Here is a 16116-nt window from a genome sequence, read left to right as displayed (position 1 = left end):
GGTGTCGCCGCCGCGCTGGACGGTGCAGCCGACGGGGGGCTCGAGGCCGACCTCACATGGCCATGCACAGTCTGCGAGCGTCGAGGATCGCGGCATGGACGTTGCGGTGGGCAACCGCATCACCGATGCGGAACAGCTGGTAGGTGCCGTCCTGATTGGTCACCTGGACTTGTGGCTGGCCTGCGACCAAGGCGGTCGGATCGGTCTGGCCAAGGTTACGGGAGCTCACCCGCAGCTGGTGGTACAGGTCGTCGGCGGGGGTGGTGCCGTGTTCGACGACGACCTGGTCCACGGTTCGCTCGCACATTGCGTCGGTGTAGGCGTTGGCCAGCGTGGCCACAAGTGCGCTGCCCTCGCGCCTGACCGTGCGCAGGACATGGTCCGGAGTCAGCACCGCACCGTGGGCGTACAGGGTGCGCAGGTAGTCCGGGTAAATCGTGCCAGTGACGTCCGCTCCGACATGCCGGTCGGGGGTCACGATCTCCACCTGCACGCCCGTGGCGGCGAGCCGCTCGGCGGCGGTCAGCGCCTGTTCCCCGCCGTGGTCATCGAAGATCAGTACCTTGGTGCCGGGCCGGGGCATCCGGCTCAGCACGTCCCAGGTCGAGGCGACCAACTCCTCACCGGTCGTGAGTACGGCAGTGTTCGGGAGCCCCCCGGTCGCCACGATCACTATGTCGGGCTGCAGGGCGAGGACGTCGGCAGGCTCGGCGAGGCAGTTCAGCCGTACCGTCACTCCCAGGTGCTTCGTCTCCTGGGCCAGCCAGTGGATGATGCCCGCTTTCTCTGCGTGCCTGGGGGTCCGGGTGGCGAGGATCACCTGGCCGCCGAGCCGGTCGGCGGCTTCGAGCAGCGTCACGTGGTGCCCGCGTGCCGCGCAGACGCGGGCGGCCTCCAGTCCCGCCGGGCCGCCGCCGATCACGACCACTCGCTTGGTGAGGGCTGCTGGGCTGACCAGTTGCGGGATCACCGCTTCCCGGCCGGTCGCGGGGTTGTGCAGGCAGAAGGTCTCGACCCGGGAGGCGCAGTAGGTGGCGCCGACGCAGGGACGGATGCGCTCCTCCTGTCCGGCGAGGAGTTTGGCAACGATGTGCGGGTCGGCGATGTGCGCCCGCGTCATGCCGACCATGTCGGCGAAGCCGCCGTCAATGGCGTGCCGGGCGGTGGGCAGGTCGGCGATGCGGCCGGCGTGGAAGACCGGGATGCCGACCTCCTTGCGGATCGCGGCCGCCACCGGGAGGTGGGCGCCCAGCGGTCGGCCGTAGACCGGGATGACGTCGGCCAGTTCACGGTCGGTGTTGCCGGAGCCGTAGATGACGGACAGGAAGTCGAGCTTGCCGGTGCCGGCCATCGCCGTGGCGATGCCGACGCAGTCGGTGGGTGCGAGGCCGTCTGCCGTGCCCTCGTCGCCGGGGACGCGCATCCCGACGACGAAGTCGTCACCCACCTCTTTGCGGACCGCTTCGAGCACCATGTGGCCGAAGCGCAGCCGGTTCTCCAGAGTGCCGCCGAACTCGTCAGTGCGGTGGTTGGTGCGCGGCGACCAGAACTGGTCGATCAGATGGCCGGCCATGGCGGCGATCTCGATGCCGTCCAGGCCGCCCTCCCGCGCCCTGCGGGCGGCCGCGCCGTAGGCCTTGACGATTCGGTCGATGTCGAAGTGCTCGATCTCCTTGGGAAAGCTGCGGTGTGCCCGTTCGCGCACCGGGGAGGGGCCGACAGCGGGCAGCCACTGGTCGATGTCCCACTTCGAGCGGCGGCCCATGTGGGTCAGCTGGATCATGATGGCTGCACCGTGCCGGTGCACCCGCTCGGAGATGGAGCGGTAGAACGGCAGGATGGCGTCGTCTCCGGCGTAGATTTGATCGAAGACGTTCGCGGAGTCTGCCGCGACGTTGCTCGAACCTCCGATGATCGTCAGGGCGATGCCGCCTTTGGCCTTCTCCTCGTGGTACAGCTCGTACCGCAGGCCCGGCGCGCCGTCCTGAAGACAGCCGGACGGCGCGTGCCCGGTGCTGTAGATCCGGTTCTTGAGCGTCAGGTTGTTGATCCGCAGGGGTTGCAGGACGGGGTCGTTCACACGCACGGGCAGGACTCCTTCGCCGGGCCGAGAGGGGTGGGTGCGGGGGTCAGGGCAGGCGCACGGTTCGGCCACTGCCGGCGCTGGCGCGGGCGGCGTCCAGAACGATGGCTGTGGCCACCGCGTCCCACGGATCGACGGGCACCGCACCGGCGCCGCGGACCGCCGCGGCGAAGGCGGGGTAGAACTGGTCCCACGCACCGCGGGCGAAGGGCACGGACTCGGCGTGCGTTCCGCGCAGCACCTGTCCCCAGCGGTTCTCGGGCTCGGCTCCCCAGTGGTCGCCTTCCGAGGCCGGAGAGGCACCTGCGAGCAGCAGCGCCTCCTGCCCGTCCATCCCGTCGACGAGGTAGGTGCCCGAGGTGCCGGTCGCCCGGATGCGTGGGCCCGGGGCGCCCTGTCGCCAACTGCCCCACAGGTGCGAGTGCACGCCGCTGTGGTGCGTCAGCGCGACGAAGACGTCGTCGTCCAGCCTGCCCTCGCCGTCGCGGTGGTGCATCTCCGCGTACACCCGCTCCACGGGCCCGGACAGCACGAGGGCCTGGTCGACCAGGTGGCTGCCGAAGTCCAGTAGGGTGCCGCCGCCCGCGGCGGGTGGGCCTGGCTCGGGCTCGAACCGTTCGAACCGTGACTCGAACCGGGTCAGCGTGCCCAGCCTTCCCTGGTCGATCAGCCGGCGCAGGGTGCGGAAGTCGGAGTCCCAGCGTCGGTTTTGGTAGACAGTCAGCGGAACACCGAGCCGGTCCGCCAGCTGCGCGGTCTCCCGTGCCGACTCCGCGTCAAGCGCGAACGGCTTGTCGCAGACCACCGCCAGGCCCAGCTTCAGCGCCTCCTGCGCCAACGTCGCGTGGGTGGCCGCCGGCGTGGAGATCGCGACCGCCTCGGCGCCGGCCCGGGCCAGTTCCTCGAGCGAGGCGTACGTCGGCCGGTCCAGGTCACGGGCCACTTGGGCACGGCGCTCGGGTGAGGTGGTGACCACCCCGAGGAATTCACAGTCCTGAGCGGAGGCGATCAGCGGCGCATGGAAGTACCGGCCGCCGAAGCCGTAACCGACCAGACCGATGCGTACGGGCGTGATCATGCGTGATCCCCTTTCCGTGGCGGCCGGAGTCAACGGAAGCGGCCGGGCCGGAACGCTGCCAGCAGCGGGCTGCGCTCGCCGGTGATGATCTCGTCGGCCAGCAGCTCGCCGGTGATGAGGGCGATGGTCGCTCCGCTGTGCGTGAAGGCGATGGACAAGCCGGGGACCTCGTCGAGTTCGCCGAGGACCGGATCGCCGTCGCCGGGGATCGGCTTGCGGCCCACGCCGTAGGAGTCCAGTTCCAGCCGCGGGGTGCCGGCCAGTACCGCCGTCGCTTCGCGCAGCAACTGCTCGACGGTGGAGTCCTTGACCTCGTAGGTGCCGTCCGCGTGGTCGATCACCTCGGCCGCGGAGGCGTCGGAGTCCATCACGAGTGCCCCGCCCGGGGCGGGCCGCAACGCCACACGCGGGGTGTTCAGGGTGGCGCGCAGGGTCGTGTCGACCGGCTTGGTGCGTACCAGCAGCGCCGTGGGCGTCGCATCCGGGATCTCCACCCCGAACGGGCGCACCATGTTCGGCACGTCGGCACCTGTCGCCAGCAGGACCGCGTCGACGTCGATCCGCTCCCCCGCGCCCGTGCGCACCGCGACCGCCCGGCCGCTCTCGACCACCACGCCGGCAGCGCCGGCCCCAGCGAGGATCAGGCCGCCGGCCGCGGTGAACTCACCGGCCAGGTGCTGGACGAGTGCGACCAGGTCCACCCAGCCCTCGCCGGGGTTGAAAATGGCACCCTCGTCGGGGATCGCGGCCGGGTTCACGCCGGGCGCCCACTGTGCGACCTCGTCGCGGGTCAGCCACACGGCGTCGTAGCCGTTGCGCCGCATGTGCTCGAACGCCACGCGGTGCGACTCCTCACCCGGAGCCGCCCAGGTCAGTCCGCCGTCGAACCTCAGGCAGTCGAAGGACGGATTCCGGGCGGCGAACGTGCGGTAGCGGTCGATCCCCAGGAACCGCAGGTGGTGGTAGGCCTCGGAGCGCATGCCGCCGAAGGAGTTGAGCCAGGACAGAGAGCGGCCCGATGCCCCGGCGGCCAGTTCGGACTCGGTGACCAGGACGACCTGTGCTCCGCGGTGGGCGAGTTGCGTCGCGGTCGCCATCCCGATGACGCCGCCGCCCAGGACGGCGACGCGGGGCCGGGAAAGGGAAGTACGCATGGAAAACCTCTCGATGTTCCGGTGGCGGGCACGGCCGGGGAGCCCGTGTGGGCGCAGCGCTTGCCGTAAGTCGGCTGCGGCGCCTCGAAGGTGCTCCGGCCGAAGATTCGGGTGCGGTGGATCAGCGGCGGATTCGGGTCTGGTGGATCAGACGGGGTGCTTCAGCACGCCGGGGCCGCGCTCGGCGGTGCTGGAGCGGACAATCAGCTCGGTCGGCAGAACGATCCGCTCGGTTGGGCGGTCGTCGCCCTTGATCCGCTCGAAGAGCCGCGCCGCGGCGGCGCGGCCCATCTCCAGCGGCGGCTGGGCCACCACGGTGAGCGGCGGGGCAACGAGCGTCGTCCAGTCCAGGTCGTCGAAGCCGACCAGGGAGATGTCTGCGGGGATCGTCAGTCCCCGCCGACGTGCCGCCATGAACAGGCCCTGCGTGGTGACGTTGTCGGTGGCGAAGACGGCCGTGGGCGGCTGTGGCTGTACCAGCAGGGCCTCCGCCTTCCGCTGGGCCTCCACCGCATCGCTGAGCGGTGTGCACTGGATCAGCTCGGCCGAAGAGGTCGCCCGGTGGTCATCCAGGGCTGCCAGGTAGCCCCGGATGCGGTCGATGGAGGGGCGGGCCGCGCCCCGTACCGTAAGTCGTCCGTCGCCGGTCCGCGCTACCAGTTCCGGGCTTTCCGCGGGGTCGACGCATGCGAGCAGACCGACCCGCCGGTGGCCGAGTCCGAGCAGGTGCGAGACTGCCTCGTAGGCGGCCGCCTCGTTGTCGATCACCACGCTGTCCGCTTCGAGCGTTCCGATGTGCCGGTCGAGCAGGACGATGGGCACGCCCAGCTCCTGGGCCCGCGTGAGGTGGGCGACGTCGGTGACCGAGGTTGGCGCGACGACGATGCCCTCGACCTGCTTGTCCAGCAGTACGTTGACCGCGGCGCGCTCCACCTCGAGCCGGTCGTCGCTGTTGGCCAGGATCGGCTCGTAGCCCTGCTCCCGGGCCACGTCGCAGATGCCGCGCATCGCGGTGGCGAAGTAGGGGTTGGAGATGTCGGCGCCGACGAAGCCGATGCTGCGCGTACCGCCGGAGCGCATGCTGCGCGCCACGGCGTTGGGCGAGTACCCGAGCCGTTGTGCGGCTGCTTGCACCTGCTCGCGCAGGTCGTCCCTGACGCGGCCGTAGTTGCCGAGCGCCCGGCCGGCCGTTGCCACCGAGACGCCCGCCTCGCGGGCGACGTCGGCCACCGTCGGGCGCCTGCGCCCATGCGTGGCTCCTGTGCCGGCCGGCATCACAGCACCTGCGACAAGAAGGTCTTCAGCCTCGGCGACGCGGGAGCGTCGAAGATCTGCTCGGGCGGCCCGGATTCCACCACGACCCCCGCGTCCATGAACACCACCGTGTCGGCGACCTTTCGGGCGAACCCCATCTCGTGGGTCACAACGACCATGGTCATGCCACCCTGGGCCAAGCCTGCCATCAACTGCAGGATACCTTTGACCAGTTCCGGGTCGAGGGCGCTGGTGACCTCGTCGAAGAGCATCACCTGCGGCTCCATGGCCAGGGCCCGTGCGATGGCGACCCGCTGCTGCTGACCGCCGGACAGCTGGGTCGGACGGTGTCCCGCGCGGTCGGCCAGGCCCACGTCCCGCAATCGCTGCCGGGCAATCGCTTCCGCCTGCTCCTGGGACATCTTCTTCACATGCCGCAGCGCGAGCATGATGTTCTGCGCCGCGGTCTTGTGCGGAAACAGGTTGAAGTGCTGAAAGACCATGCCGACGCGCTGGCGCAGCACGTTGATGTCCATCGTCGAGGTGTCCTCGCCGCCCAGCAGGATCCGGCCCGCCGAGCGGGTCTCCAGCCCGTTCAGGCAGCGCAGCAGCGTCGACTTCCCCGAACCGGACGGGCCGATCACGCACACCACCTCGCCGGCCGGGGCGAGAAGGTCCGCGCCACGCAGGACCTCGACCGGCCCGAACCTCATCCGCACGTCGCGGGCTTCCAGAGAGGCCCCTTCATAGCGCCGCGAGTCGGGAGGGACTGTCACATCCGGCGTCGTCATACCAGCGCCTCTTTCGGATCGACGAGGGACGGCTCCTGGGCCGCCGTGGCCGGGCGGGAGCCTTCGCGTAGCCGCCGGTCGATGTAGTTGACCAGGTGGGTCAGCGGGACGGTCAGCAGCAGGTAGCACAGCCCCGTGGCCAGCAGCGGGGAGAGGTTGCCGGTCGTCGTCGCGTCGTCCTGACCGATGCGGAACAGCTCCCGCTGGCTGGTGATCAGGCCAAGGAAGTAGACCAGGCTGGAGTCCTTGATGATGGCGATGAACTGGTTGACCATCGCGGGCAGGACCTTGCGCACGCCCTGAGGCACCACCACCAGGCGCAGCGCCTGGCCGTGGGTGAGGCCCAGGGCACGGCACGCCTCGCCCTGGCCCTTGTCCACGCTCTGGATGCCCGAGCGGAAGATCTCGCCGATGTACGCACCGGACATCAGGCTCATCGCAAGGACGGCCACCGGGTACGGCGAGGTCAGCCAGCTGATCTGCGCCGAGAACACTCCCTCGCCGACGATCAGGATGGTCAAAGCCGCAGGCAGGCCCCTGAAGAGGTCGGTGTAGATCCGGGCGGGCAGTCGCAGCCACCAGCGATGCGACAGACCCATGATCGCCAGCACCATGCCGATGACGCTGCCCAGCAGCGCGGAGGTCACCGCGAGGACCAGGGTGTTGCGCAGCCCGTAGGTGAGCAGGTCCGGCAGCACCTGGCCGATCAGTTGCCAGTCGAAGAAGTTGTGCAGGAAGGCGTTCATGGCTATCCCTTGGCGGTGTACGGGGGCAGCTGGCTGCCGGTGGGCACCGGGTCCTGCGGGAAGTACTTCTTGTACAGCTTCAGCCAGGTGCCATCGCCGACCAGCTGCTTCAGCGCGCTGTTGAGCTCGCCGACCAGCTTCGTGTTGCCCTTGCGCACCGCCCACCCGGCGGGGAAGGCGGTGGCGGGGAGGGTGATCGGCTGCTTAAGGTGCAGGTCCGCGTACTTCTTGACGATGCCGAGGTTCGGTTCGAAATCGTTGAAGAATCCAGCGACTCGGTTGTTCTTCAGCGCCAGGTCGGCGGAGTTGTCATCGGGGAACCGGACGATGTTCGCGCCCGGCAGGAACGTGCTGGCGTTGGCGTCCTCGATGGAGCCCTGCAGCACGGCGATCTGCTTGCCCTTCACGCTCTCGACAGAGGCGGTGATCCCGCTGTCCGGCCTGGTGAGGACGCCGAAGTAGCCGGCGAGATAGCCGTCGGAGAAGTCAACCATCTTCTTGCGCGGCGTAGTGATGCCGATCGCCGCGGCGGCCACGTCGAACTGCCGGTTGCCGACCGCCGGCAGCAGCCCGGAAAAGTCCAGGGACACGATCTGCGGCTCGAGCTTGAGCTTCCGCGCGGCTGCCGAGATGAGATCGACCTCGAAGCCGGTCAGCCTGCCGTTTTCCTCGTACGCGTAGGGCTTCATGTTGTTCGAGGTACCGATCTTCAGTACGCCCGCTTGGCCGACCCCTTGCGCCTGCCCGGCAGAGCCCGCCCCGCCGGACCTCCCCCCGGAACCGCAGCCTGTCACCGCGAGCAGCAGCACAGCCACCGCGGCAACCCCACTTTTCGCTGAACGGGCCTTCCCCATAACTCCTCCATGCGTGCCGGGACACTCGCGCGTGTGCTGAGGTCCGGATCCGACTGATCGGCCCGGACAAGAGGGCAGGTGGAACAGATGCCGACCAGGGCCGAAGAGGGCCGCACCCGGCAGTGGTTGTCGGCCGGGGAATCTCCCGGTAGCCGCACCACAGGCGAAGCGATGACACGTGCATCACCACCTCCGCCGAAGAGAGAACGTTCTCTCCGAGGGGGTGAGAGAACGTTCTCACCGCGCTTGCGGAGCGTCAATACTTTCGACCGAAGTAGGCAGACCCTGCCCCGTTCCCACCTCCGCCCGGCGCAGCGCAAAGCCGGCTACGCGCCCGGCTCGGCCGCCCACTCTCCAAGATGCTCCTGCGGATCGCCGCCCAGGCCATCTCCACCTACACCGGCCCCGGCGACCTGGCGCTCGACCCGATGTGCGTCATCGGCACCACCCTCGTGGAGGCCATCCACCTCGTCCGCAGTTGTCCTCGGCGTGGTGTACGAACCGAAGTGGGCCGACCTCGCACGTCTCAACGCTGCTCCCGCCCGTCGGGAACACGGCAGCAGCGCCGGCGCCGTGCAATGCGGTGACGCCCGAAGCTCATGCAGCTCCTACCCGCCGCCCTCCACGGTGAGGTGAACCTCGCAGTCACCTCACCGCCGTATGGAAGCTCCGTGCACGGGCAGGTCCGCTCCACCTGCGAGGCCGGCGGACGCGGCGTAGCCAAGAAGCACTACCGCTACAGCCACGACCACTCCGACCTCACCCACGTCTCCACCGACCGGTTCTTGGACACCTTCACCGAGATCCTCGCCCAGTGCTGCTCGATGCTCAGGCCCGGCGGCACCGTCGTGATCACCACCCGCGCGCTGACACGCGAACTCATCGACCATCGGCAGTCCTCGCCGCCGGGAAAGCCGCCGGCCTCCCTCCCACCGAACGCTGCGTGGCCCTCCTCGCGGGCATTCGCGTCAGCGCCGCTCGAATGCCAACGGTGACCAGTGGTGCGGCAGGCGACGTCCGCCCCGTCGCGACGCCCGGCACGCTCCCGCAAGTCCTTCGAACAGGGGCCTCACTCGCCGCACCGCCGAAACCCGAGCACATCCAGTACAAGGACTTCCGGCCGACAGCCGAGGCGGTGTCCCGGTGGACGGTGACGCCCGGAGTCGCCACCTGAAGGTAGTCATCCCTGAAGGGGTTCGGCCGACGGCCACGATCGGCCAGCCGGAAGGTCGACCAAGCCCGTTCCAAGAGCCGTGCGCACCGGGCGTCCCCGCGGCGTGACGCCGGCCGCGGGACGGCGGGCCGACCGGCGGGCGCGGCGGGCGCCGTCGTCGCGCTACGGGTGGTTCGCCGGGGCGCGGAGGCCTCGTACGCGGGTGGGCGCAGCGCCGGTCGACTCGCGGTCGATGTAGGTGGTGTGCAGGGTGTGTCGGCGGGGGCGGGCTGCGGCTCCGTTGATGCGGCGGATCAGGATGTCCGCGGCCAGGCCTCCGAGTTCCTGCACGGGCTGGCTGACCACGCTCAGCCGCGGCCGGATGAGGGTGGTCCACTCCGCGTCGTCGAAGCCGATGACCGAGACGTCGCCAGGGATGTGTGCGTCGAGGTCGAGCAGGGCGTCCAGGGTGCCGAGCGTGGCCACGTTGTCGGTGGTGAACAGCGCGGTGGGGCGGTCGTCGGAGGTCATCAGCTCCAGTACGGCCGAGCGTGCCCAGGCCCGTTCGTAGCCGGTGTGCCGGATCAGTTCCGCAGAGCGCGGGATGCCGGCCGCGCGCAGGGCCTGGCGGTAGCCGGCGACGCGTTCCGTGGTCGTCCAGATGTCCGCGCCTGGCGCGAGCCGCGTGCCGTCGTCGCCCGGCATGGCCGAGGTGATCACCGCGATGCGGGTGTGTCCGGCGTCGGTGAACCGGGTCACCGCCGCCTTGACCGCTCCCCGGTTGTCGACGACCACGGTGTCCAGTGCGGCTCCGGGGAGGACACGGTCGAGGAGCACCACCGGGATGCCGGCGGAGACGGCCCGGGCGAGGTGTTCGTCGTCGGTGGCGGCCGGTGCCACCACGAGTCCGTCCACGCGGCGCTCGATGAACAGCTGGACCGCGGCCTTCTCCTTCTCGCTGTCCTCGTCGCTGTTGGCGAGGATGGCCTGCAGTCCCGCCTTGGCGGCGACGTCGGCGATGCCACGCACCGCGCGGGCGAAGTAGGCGTTCTCCACGTCGGCGACGACCACTCCGAGGGTGTCGGTGCGGCCGCTGATCATGCTACGGGCCACGGCGTTGGTGCTGTAGCCGAGCTCGGCGGCGGCGGCCAGCACCCGTTCCCGGGTGGCCGCGCTCGCCGATCCGTACCCACCGAGGACGCGCGCGGCCGTCGCCTGCCCCACACCGGCGTGCCGGGCGACGTCCGGGATGGTCACGCGTCGCCGCGGCTGCGCTTCTGGGGGCATGTCCGGCTCTCTCCATGTCGGCCCGGCGAACACCGGGGGAACTTGGCGGTGGAATTCAGCGCCATTCAACCATTGACGTGAGGCGTTGGGCCGTGGGTAAGGTACGACCGCGTTGGTAACGTTATCAATCCTCGCCGGAACGCATCCGCCCGCCGCCTTCCGGACGGCCGTCCCCGCACCCCGCCCGACGGCCGCCCGCTTCTCCCCCATCCGAACTCCGGAGGTCTCCGCGATGGCAACCGACACTCTTTCGCCACCACCGGCCACCGCAGGCCCGGCCATCACCCTCGTCGACGTCGTCAAGGACTTCGGCGGTGTGAACGACACCGCGGCGGTACGAGGGGTGAACCTCACCATCGGCGAGGGAGAGTTCTTCTCGCTGCTCGGGCCGTCCGGCTGCGGCAAGACCACCACCCTGCGGATGATCGCCGGGTTCGAGGAACCGAGCAGCGGGCAGATCCTGCTGCACGGCCGGGACATGGTCGGCGTCGCGGCCAACAAGCGGGACATCAATATGGTGTTCCAGTCCTATGCGCTCTTCCCGCACCTGAGCGTCGCGGACAACGTGGCGTTCGGGCTGCGCCGCCGACGTGTGCCCAAGGACGAGATCCACGACCGGGTCGACCGCATCCTGAACACCGTCGAACTCGCCGACAAGGCCGACCGGCGCCCCCGGCAGCTCTCCGGCGGCCAGCAGCAGCGCGTGGCCCTGGCGCGGGCTCTGGTCAACCGCCCGCGCGCCCTGCTCCTGGACGAACCGCTGGGCGCGCTCGACCTGAAGCTGCGCCAGTCCATGCAGCTGGAGCTCAAGCGGATCCAGCGCGAGGTGGGCATCACCTTCATCTACGTCACCCACGACCAGGCCGAGGCGCTGACCATGTCGGACCGGATCGCGGTGATGAACGGTGGGCTGATCGAGCAGGTCGCTCCCCCGCAGGAGGTCTACGAGCGGCCCGCCACCGCGTTCGTCGCCGGCTTCATCGGCACCTCGAACCTGATCAGCGGGCGTCTGACCAGCACCGGACCCGAGGGCGGGGTGATCGACCTCGACGACGGACAGCGCATCACCGTCCCGGTGTCCGCCGCGCCCGGCGCCGGAGCGGACGTCCAGCTCACGGTGCGGCCGGAGAAGATCACCATGACCACCGGTCCGACAGGCGCCGCCAGCCGCATCCGCGGGACCGTGCGCGAGGTGGTCTACCTGGGCACCTCCACCAGTTACACGGTGGCCACGAGCGCCGGCGCGGAGATGACCGTCTTCCAGCCCAACGACGGCACGGCGTCCGTCGTACCGGCCCGCGGCGACACCGTCTGGCTGTCCTGGGCGACCGCCCACTCCTACCCCCTGGGCGCCCCGCCCGCCGTACCGGCCACGTCCGCCGCCGGCCGGATCGCCCCCGACTCCGGTTCTCTCACACCGAGCTGACGACAGGTCGACCACCATGCCCCTGCAGCCCACACCTCCCGCGCCCTGGCTGCGCGGACTGACCGAGCGCCGATGCTCCCGGCGCGGTCTGCTGCGCGCCGCACTCGGCGCCGCCGCCCTGGCCCCGCTCGCCGCGTGCAGCGTGCCGGGCGCCCGCAAGCCCGTGCCCCGCACGGCCACCGATATCGCCGCCGCCGTCAGCGACTTCTGGACCGGCCGGAAGAAGAAGGACCGGCTCAGCTTCGCCAACTACACCCAGTACATCGACACCGACCCCGCCGACCAGAGCCGGCACCCCACCCTGGCGGCGTTCACCCACGCGACCGGCATCAAGGTCACCTACGAGGAGGTGATCGACGACAGCGCCTCCTGGTTCGGCAAGATCCAGCCGGAGTTCGCCTCCGGACAGGGCATCGGCTACGACCTGATGGTGGTCGGCGGCGACAGCTACCTGACCAAGTTCATCGAACTGGGCTACCTCGCCCCACTCGACCACAGCCGCCTGCCCCACTTCGCCAAGTACGGCGGAGCCGCGTTCAAGAACTCCTCCTTCGACCGCGGCAACGTCTACACCGTGCCCTGGCAGTCCGGCATGACCGGCATCGGTTACGACCCGGCCAAGGTGGGCCGGAGAATCACCAGCTGGCAGGACCTGCTCGACCCGAAGCTCAGCGGCAAGATCGGCATGTGGAACGACGCGGTGCAGATGGGCAACGTCGCCCTGCTCGCCATCGGCGTCGACCCGGAGAAGTCCACCCACGCCGACTGGCGCAAAGCCGCCTCCTGGCTGCGCAAGCAGCGCGACGCCGGCCTGGTGCGCTCCTACAGCACCAGCACCTACCAGTCCTCCCTCCAACGCGGTGACCTGTACGCCTCGCTGGTGTACTCCGGTGACGTCTTCCAGGCCAACCAGAGCGGTTCACGGCTGGAGTTCGTCATCCCCGACGAGGGCGGACTGCTGTGGACCGACAACCTCTGCATCCCCTCGACTGCCGCCCACCCCGTCGACGCCCTGACCTACATGGACTACGTCTACCGGCCCGAGGTCGCGGCGAGGATCAGCGAGGCGGTGCAGTTCGTCTGCCCCGTCCCCGACGCCCGGGCGGTCATCGCGCGCGACGCGGCCGCCGCCACCGGCAAGCGCCGGCCCCTGCTCGCGTCCCTGAGCACCAGCCCTCTGGTCTTCCCGACCAAGGCCGACGAATCCAAGCTGCGCCACCTGCGGGTGCTCGACGAAGCGGAGGAGAAGCAGTGGAACGCGCTGTTCGAACCGATCTACCAGTCCTGACCCGCCGCCGACGGCGCCGGCCCCGCGCGGTGCCGGCCCCGTATCTGATGGTGCTGCCCGGCTGGCTGTGGCTGGCCGCCTTCTTCGTGACCCCCGTGCTCGTCATGGTGTCGCTGTCCCTGCAGACCGGTGACTTCATCGACGGCTTCCGCCAGACCTTCCACTTCCACACCTACGCGGCCGTGGTGGAGACCTACCACGTGCAGCTGGTCCGCTCCCTGTGCTATGGCGCCGCGGCCACCGCCGCCTGTGCCCTGGTGGGTTACCCGGTGGCCTACTGGATCGCCTTCCGGGCCGGCCGGCACAAGTCGGTGTTCCTCTTCGTGCTTCTGCTGCCCTTCTTCGTCTCCTTCGTCATCCGCACCCAGTCCTGGAACGTGGTGCTCGCCGACAACGGCGTCCTACTCGGCCCGCTCAAGCACCTCGGGCTGCTGCCCGCCGGCTTCCACGTCCTGGCCACCCCGTACGCGGTGATCGGCGGACTGACCTACAACTTCCTCCCTTTCATGGTGCTGCCCGTGTACGTGGCCCTGGAGCGGATGGACGCCAAGGTGATCGAGGCCTCCACCGACCTGTACGCCTCCCGGGCGCAGACCTTCTGGCGCGTGGTGCTGCCGCTGTCCCTGCCCGGGCTCTTCGCGGGCGTGCTGCTGACCTTCGTGCCTGCCTCCGCCGACTACGTCAACGCCGGCATCCTCGGCGGCCCCTCGACCACCATGATCGGGAACATCATCCAGACCGAGTACTTCACCAACCTCGACTACCCGGCAGCCGCCGCCCTGTCCTTCGTGCTCATGGGCACCCTGCTGTTGGCCGTGTTCGCGTACGCCCGCGCCCTGGGCACCGAGGACGTGCTGGAGGTGGCCGCGCGATGACCACGGACACCGTCGCTCCCGCCCAGGACGTGACCGAGACGTCCCAGCCGCGCACCGGCCGCCGCCCGCACCGCCGTCCCACGCTCACCGTGTACACCTGGCTGGTGCTGGCGTGGCTGTTGCTGCCGATCGCCGTCATGGTCCTGTTCGGTTTCAACGACACCCACAGCAAAGTGAACTTCACCTGGCAGGGCTTCACCCTCACCTGGTACCGCCACCTGTTCGCCATCCCCAACCTGACCTCGGCGCTGGTCAACAGTCTCACCATCGCGCTAATCGTCACGGTGGTCGCCACCCTGCTGGGCACCCCGATCGGCCTGGCCCTGGGCCGCCACAGCTTCCGCGGCCGCGGCTCCGTGGACCTGTTGCTGTTCGCAGCCATCGCCGCTCCCGAAATCGCCCTGGGCGCCGCCCTTTTGTCGCTGTTCATCGTCCTCGGCGTGCCTCGTGGATACTGGACCATCCTTCTCGCCCACGTGGCGTTCTGCATCCCGTACGTGGCCATCACCGTACGGGCCCGCATGGCGAGTCACGACCCGACGCTGGAGGAGGCCGCCCGGGACCTGGGAGCCGGGCCCTGGACGGCGTTCCGGCTGGTCACCCTGCCGATGCTGCTGCCCGGTGTGGCCTCCGGTGCCCTGCTGTGCTTCGCCCTGTCCATCGACGACTACGTCATCACCAGCTTCAACGCCGGCCGGACGGTCACCTTCCCGCTGTGGGTGTACAGCGCCGGTCGCACCGGTGTACCCCCGCAGGTCAACGTCATGGGAACACTGATCTTCGTCGGCGGCCTGATCATCGCGGGTGCGAACGTCCTGTTCTCCCGGCGCCGCACGGCCTGACCCCACACTCCCGTATCCGCGCGTCCCGCGCACCCGCGCCCCTCAGCACTCCAGCCCATAACGGCCGGTTGGACACAACCCCCTCGAAGGAAACATCACCACCATGCTCTCTTTCAACGAAGCCGAGTTCGTCGCCCACACCGAAAGCCTCGTGGCGCTGCGCCCCCGGATCGAGAAGGTCGTCGACCGTCTCGTGGACGAGGGCTACGACAACGTCCTCCTCGTGGGCACCGGCGGCACCTACGCGCAGATGTGGCCCTACGAACACCTGGCCCGGCGCACCTCGGTGCTGCCGGTGCGGGCGGCCGTCGCCGCGGAGCTGGTCGTCTCCGGCGACGCCCGCCTCGGCGAGCGCACCGCTGCCGTCTTCACCTCCGTCTCCGGCACCACCGAGGACAGCGTCAAGGCCATCGACTACTGCAAGGAGCGGGGCGCGTACACGATCGGCTTCACCGGCCACCCCGACTCCCCCGTCGCCCAGCGGGTCGACACCGCGCTGGTCTCCGCGCCCAAGGCCTGGCCGTTCGACGTCCAGATGCTGCTGTTCATGGGCCGGCTGCTGTCCAGGCGGGGCGAGTTCGAGGGCTACGAACGCCTCGCCGACGAACTCGCCGGCCTGCCCCGCATTCTGGTGGAGGTCGCCCGCCGGGCCGAGCCCGCGGCGTCCGACTTCGCAGAGGCCCACAAGGACACCGACTACCACTTCCTCATCGGCGGCGGGAACCTGTGGGGATTCACCTACCTGTACTCCATGTGCATCCTCGAGGAGATGCAGTGGCTGCGCACCACCCGGGTGCACAGCGCCGAGTTCTTCCACGGCTCGCTGGAACTGCTGGAGGAGGACACCAGCGTGATCGTCTTCCAGGGCGAGGACGAGACCCGCGCGCTCACCGACCGGGCCGAGGCCTTCGCCCGCCGCGTCTCCAAGGACGTCACCGTCTTCGACACCCGCGACCACCCCTTGGACGGCATCAGCCCCGAGTTCCGCGGTCTGCTGGCACCGTTGGTCATGGACACCGTGATGGACCGAGTCAGCAAGCACCTGGAGCGGGTGCGCGACCATTCCCTGGACCTGCGCCGCTACTACCGCGTCATGGACTACTGACCGCCCACCGTCCCATCGCCGTCCCACCGCCGTCCATCCGCCCCGACATTGCCGGTGCCCAGGCACCGGCACGCCCCGAGCGGGGGGCCCCCCCCCGCGACGGCGCCCCGCCTCCTCCGAACTCGTTAACACCCCTCGCTTTTGGGGAGAAAACCGGGACAACTTTTTGGATCGCAGGAG

Annotated in this window: 15 protein-coding genes; 7 read left to right on the top strand and 8 right to left on the bottom strand. The window is 69.8% G+C overall.

From position 1 onward, the window contains the following. Window positions 1-52: 52 nt before the first annotated feature. The 7 genes from ACZ7HQ_RS42095 to ACZ7HQ_RS42065 form a co-directional block, all read right to left on the bottom strand. Entirely contained in the window at window positions 53-2086 is a 2034-nt protein-coding gene (locus ACZ7HQ_RS42095; protein WP_471001998.1) for an oxidoreductase, read from the bottom strand. 43 nt (window positions 2087-2129) lie between these two features. Continuing rightward, complete coding sequence (locus ACZ7HQ_RS42090; protein WP_471001996.1) at window positions 2130-3161, bottom strand: Gfo/Idh/MocA family protein; 1032 nt, start codon at window positions 3159-3161, stop codon at window positions 2130-2132. Window positions 3162-3190: 29 nt separating this feature from the next. Then, window positions 3191-4315 carry an NAD(P)/FAD-dependent oxidoreductase gene (locus tag ACZ7HQ_RS42085; RefSeq protein WP_471001994.1) on the bottom strand — a complete coding sequence of 375 codons (1125 nt, stop codon included), beginning with the start codon at window positions 4313-4315 and terminating at the stop codon, window positions 3191-3193. Window positions 4316-4462: 147 nt separating this feature from the next. Beyond that, entirely contained in the window at window positions 4463-5545 is a 1083-nt protein-coding gene (locus tag ACZ7HQ_RS42080) for a LacI family DNA-binding transcriptional regulator (RefSeq protein ID WP_471001992.1), read from the bottom strand. A gap of 44 nt (window positions 5546-5589) precedes the next feature. After that, window positions 5590-6360 (bottom strand): amino acid ABC transporter ATP-binding protein, encoded by a 771-nt coding sequence (locus ACZ7HQ_RS42075; RefSeq protein WP_471001990.1) that lies wholly within the window; start codon window positions 6358-6360, stop codon window positions 5590-5592. Continuing rightward, complete coding sequence (locus ACZ7HQ_RS42070; protein WP_356309759.1) at window positions 6357-7106, bottom strand: amino acid ABC transporter permease; 750 nt, start codon at window positions 7104-7106, stop codon at window positions 6357-6359. The genes ACZ7HQ_RS42075 and ACZ7HQ_RS42070 overlap by 4 nt, the downstream gene beginning before the upstream one ends. Before the next feature lie 2 nt (window positions 7107-7108). Further along, the gene (locus ACZ7HQ_RS42065) at window positions 7109-7960 is read right to left on the bottom strand and encodes an ABC transporter substrate-binding protein (protein ID WP_471001987.1); all 852 of its coding nucleotides are present in this window, start codon (window positions 7958-7960) and stop codon (window positions 7109-7111) included. A 599-nt stretch (window positions 7961-8559) separates the two neighbouring features. Here ACZ7HQ_RS42065 and ACZ7HQ_RS42060 point away from each other — a divergent pair. Then, a complete protein-coding gene (locus tag ACZ7HQ_RS42060) occupies window positions 8560-8955 on the top strand; it encodes a hypothetical protein (RefSeq protein WP_471001985.1) in 396 nt (131 codons plus the stop codon). Further along, window positions 8952-9134, top strand: a complete 183-nt coding sequence (locus tag ACZ7HQ_RS42055; protein ID WP_471001983.1) for a hypothetical protein — start codon at window positions 8952-8954, stop codon at window positions 9132-9134. Before ACZ7HQ_RS42060 ends, ACZ7HQ_RS42055 begins: the two co-directional genes overlap by 4 nt. A 162-nt stretch (window positions 9135-9296) precedes the next feature. On the opposite strand, the gene ACZ7HQ_RS42050 is transcribed toward ACZ7HQ_RS42055, so the two are convergent. Next, on the bottom strand, window positions 9297-10400 hold the full coding sequence (locus ACZ7HQ_RS42050; protein WP_471001981.1) for a LacI family DNA-binding transcriptional regulator: 1104 nt from the start codon (window positions 10398-10400) through the stop codon (window positions 9297-9299). Window positions 10401-10632: 232 nt separating this feature from the next. On the opposite strand from ACZ7HQ_RS42050, the gene ACZ7HQ_RS42045 reads away from it, so the two are divergent. From ACZ7HQ_RS42045 to ACZ7HQ_RS42025, 5 genes are all read left to right on the top strand, one after another. Continuing rightward, window positions 10633-11826, top strand: a complete 1194-nt coding sequence (locus ACZ7HQ_RS42045) for an ABC transporter ATP-binding protein (RefSeq protein WP_471001978.1) — start codon at window positions 10633-10635, stop codon at window positions 11824-11826. Between the two features lie 16 nt (window positions 11827-11842). Next, window positions 11843-13114 carry a polyamine ABC transporter substrate-binding protein gene (locus ACZ7HQ_RS42040; RefSeq protein WP_471001975.1) on the top strand — a complete coding sequence of 424 codons (1272 nt, stop codon included), beginning with the start codon at window positions 11843-11845 and terminating at the stop codon, window positions 13112-13114. 29 nt (window positions 13115-13143) lie between these two features. After that, window positions 13144-13989, top strand: a complete 846-nt coding sequence (locus tag ACZ7HQ_RS42035; protein ID WP_471002027.1) for an ABC transporter permease — start codon at window positions 13144-13146, stop codon at window positions 13987-13989. Beyond that, a complete protein-coding gene (locus ACZ7HQ_RS42030; RefSeq protein WP_471001972.1) occupies window positions 13986-14831 on the top strand; it encodes an ABC transporter permease in 846 nt (281 codons plus the stop codon). The genes ACZ7HQ_RS42035 and ACZ7HQ_RS42030 overlap by 4 nt, the downstream gene beginning before the upstream one ends. Window positions 14832-14934: 103 nt before the next feature. After that, entirely contained in the window at window positions 14935-15936 is a 1002-nt protein-coding gene (locus tag ACZ7HQ_RS42025; protein WP_471001969.1) for an SIS domain-containing protein, read from the top strand. Window positions 15937-16116: the final 180 nt, after the last annotated feature.

It is taken from the genome of Streptomyces sp. NPDC037290, from assembly GCF_055603245.1.
The sequence above is the reverse complement of the archived record's forward strand: the minus strand, read 5'-3'. Positions and strand labels throughout refer to the sequence as shown.

Bases quoted from the DNA above. Each gene is read 5' to 3' on its own strand.
- ACZ7HQ_RS42085 (WP_471001994.1), bottom strand. From the start codon at position 4,315: ATGCGTACTTCCCTTTCCCGGCCCCGCGTCGCCGTCCTGGGCGGCGGC.
- ACZ7HQ_RS42070 (WP_356309759.1), bottom strand. From the start codon at position 7,106: ATGAACGCCTTCCTGCACAACTTCTTCGACTGGCAACTGATCGGCCAG.
- ACZ7HQ_RS42040 (WP_471001975.1), top strand. From the start codon at position 11,843: ATGCCCCTGCAGCCCACACCTCCCGCGCCCTGGCTGCGCGGACTGACC.
- ACZ7HQ_RS42045 (WP_471001978.1), top strand. From the start codon at position 10,633: ATGGCAACCGACACTCTTTCGCCACCACCGGCCACCGCAGGCCCGGCC.
- ACZ7HQ_RS42065 (WP_471001987.1), bottom strand. From the start codon at position 7,960: ATGGGGAAGGCCCGTTCAGCGAAAAGTGGGGTTGCCGCGGTGGCTGTG.
- ACZ7HQ_RS42060 (WP_471001985.1), top strand. From the start codon at position 8,560: ATGCAGCTCCTACCCGCCGCCCTCCACGGTGAGGTGAACCTCGCAGTC.
- ACZ7HQ_RS42050 (WP_471001981.1), bottom strand. From the start codon at position 10,400: ATGCCCCCAGAAGCGCAGCCGCGGCGACGCGTGACCATCCCGGACGTC.
- ACZ7HQ_RS42090 (WP_471001996.1), bottom strand. From the start codon at position 3,161: ATGATCACGCCCGTACGCATCGGTCTGGTCGGTTACGGCTTCGGCGGC.
- ACZ7HQ_RS42025 (WP_471001969.1), top strand. From the start codon at position 14,935: ATGCTCTCTTTCAACGAAGCCGAGTTCGTCGCCCACACCGAAAGCCTC.
- ACZ7HQ_RS42075 (WP_471001990.1), bottom strand. From the start codon at position 6,360: ATGACGACGCCGGATGTGACAGTCCCTCCCGACTCGCGGCGCTATGAA.
- ACZ7HQ_RS42030 (WP_471001972.1), top strand. From the start codon at position 13,986: ATGACCACGGACACCGTCGCTCCCGCCCAGGACGTGACCGAGACGTCC.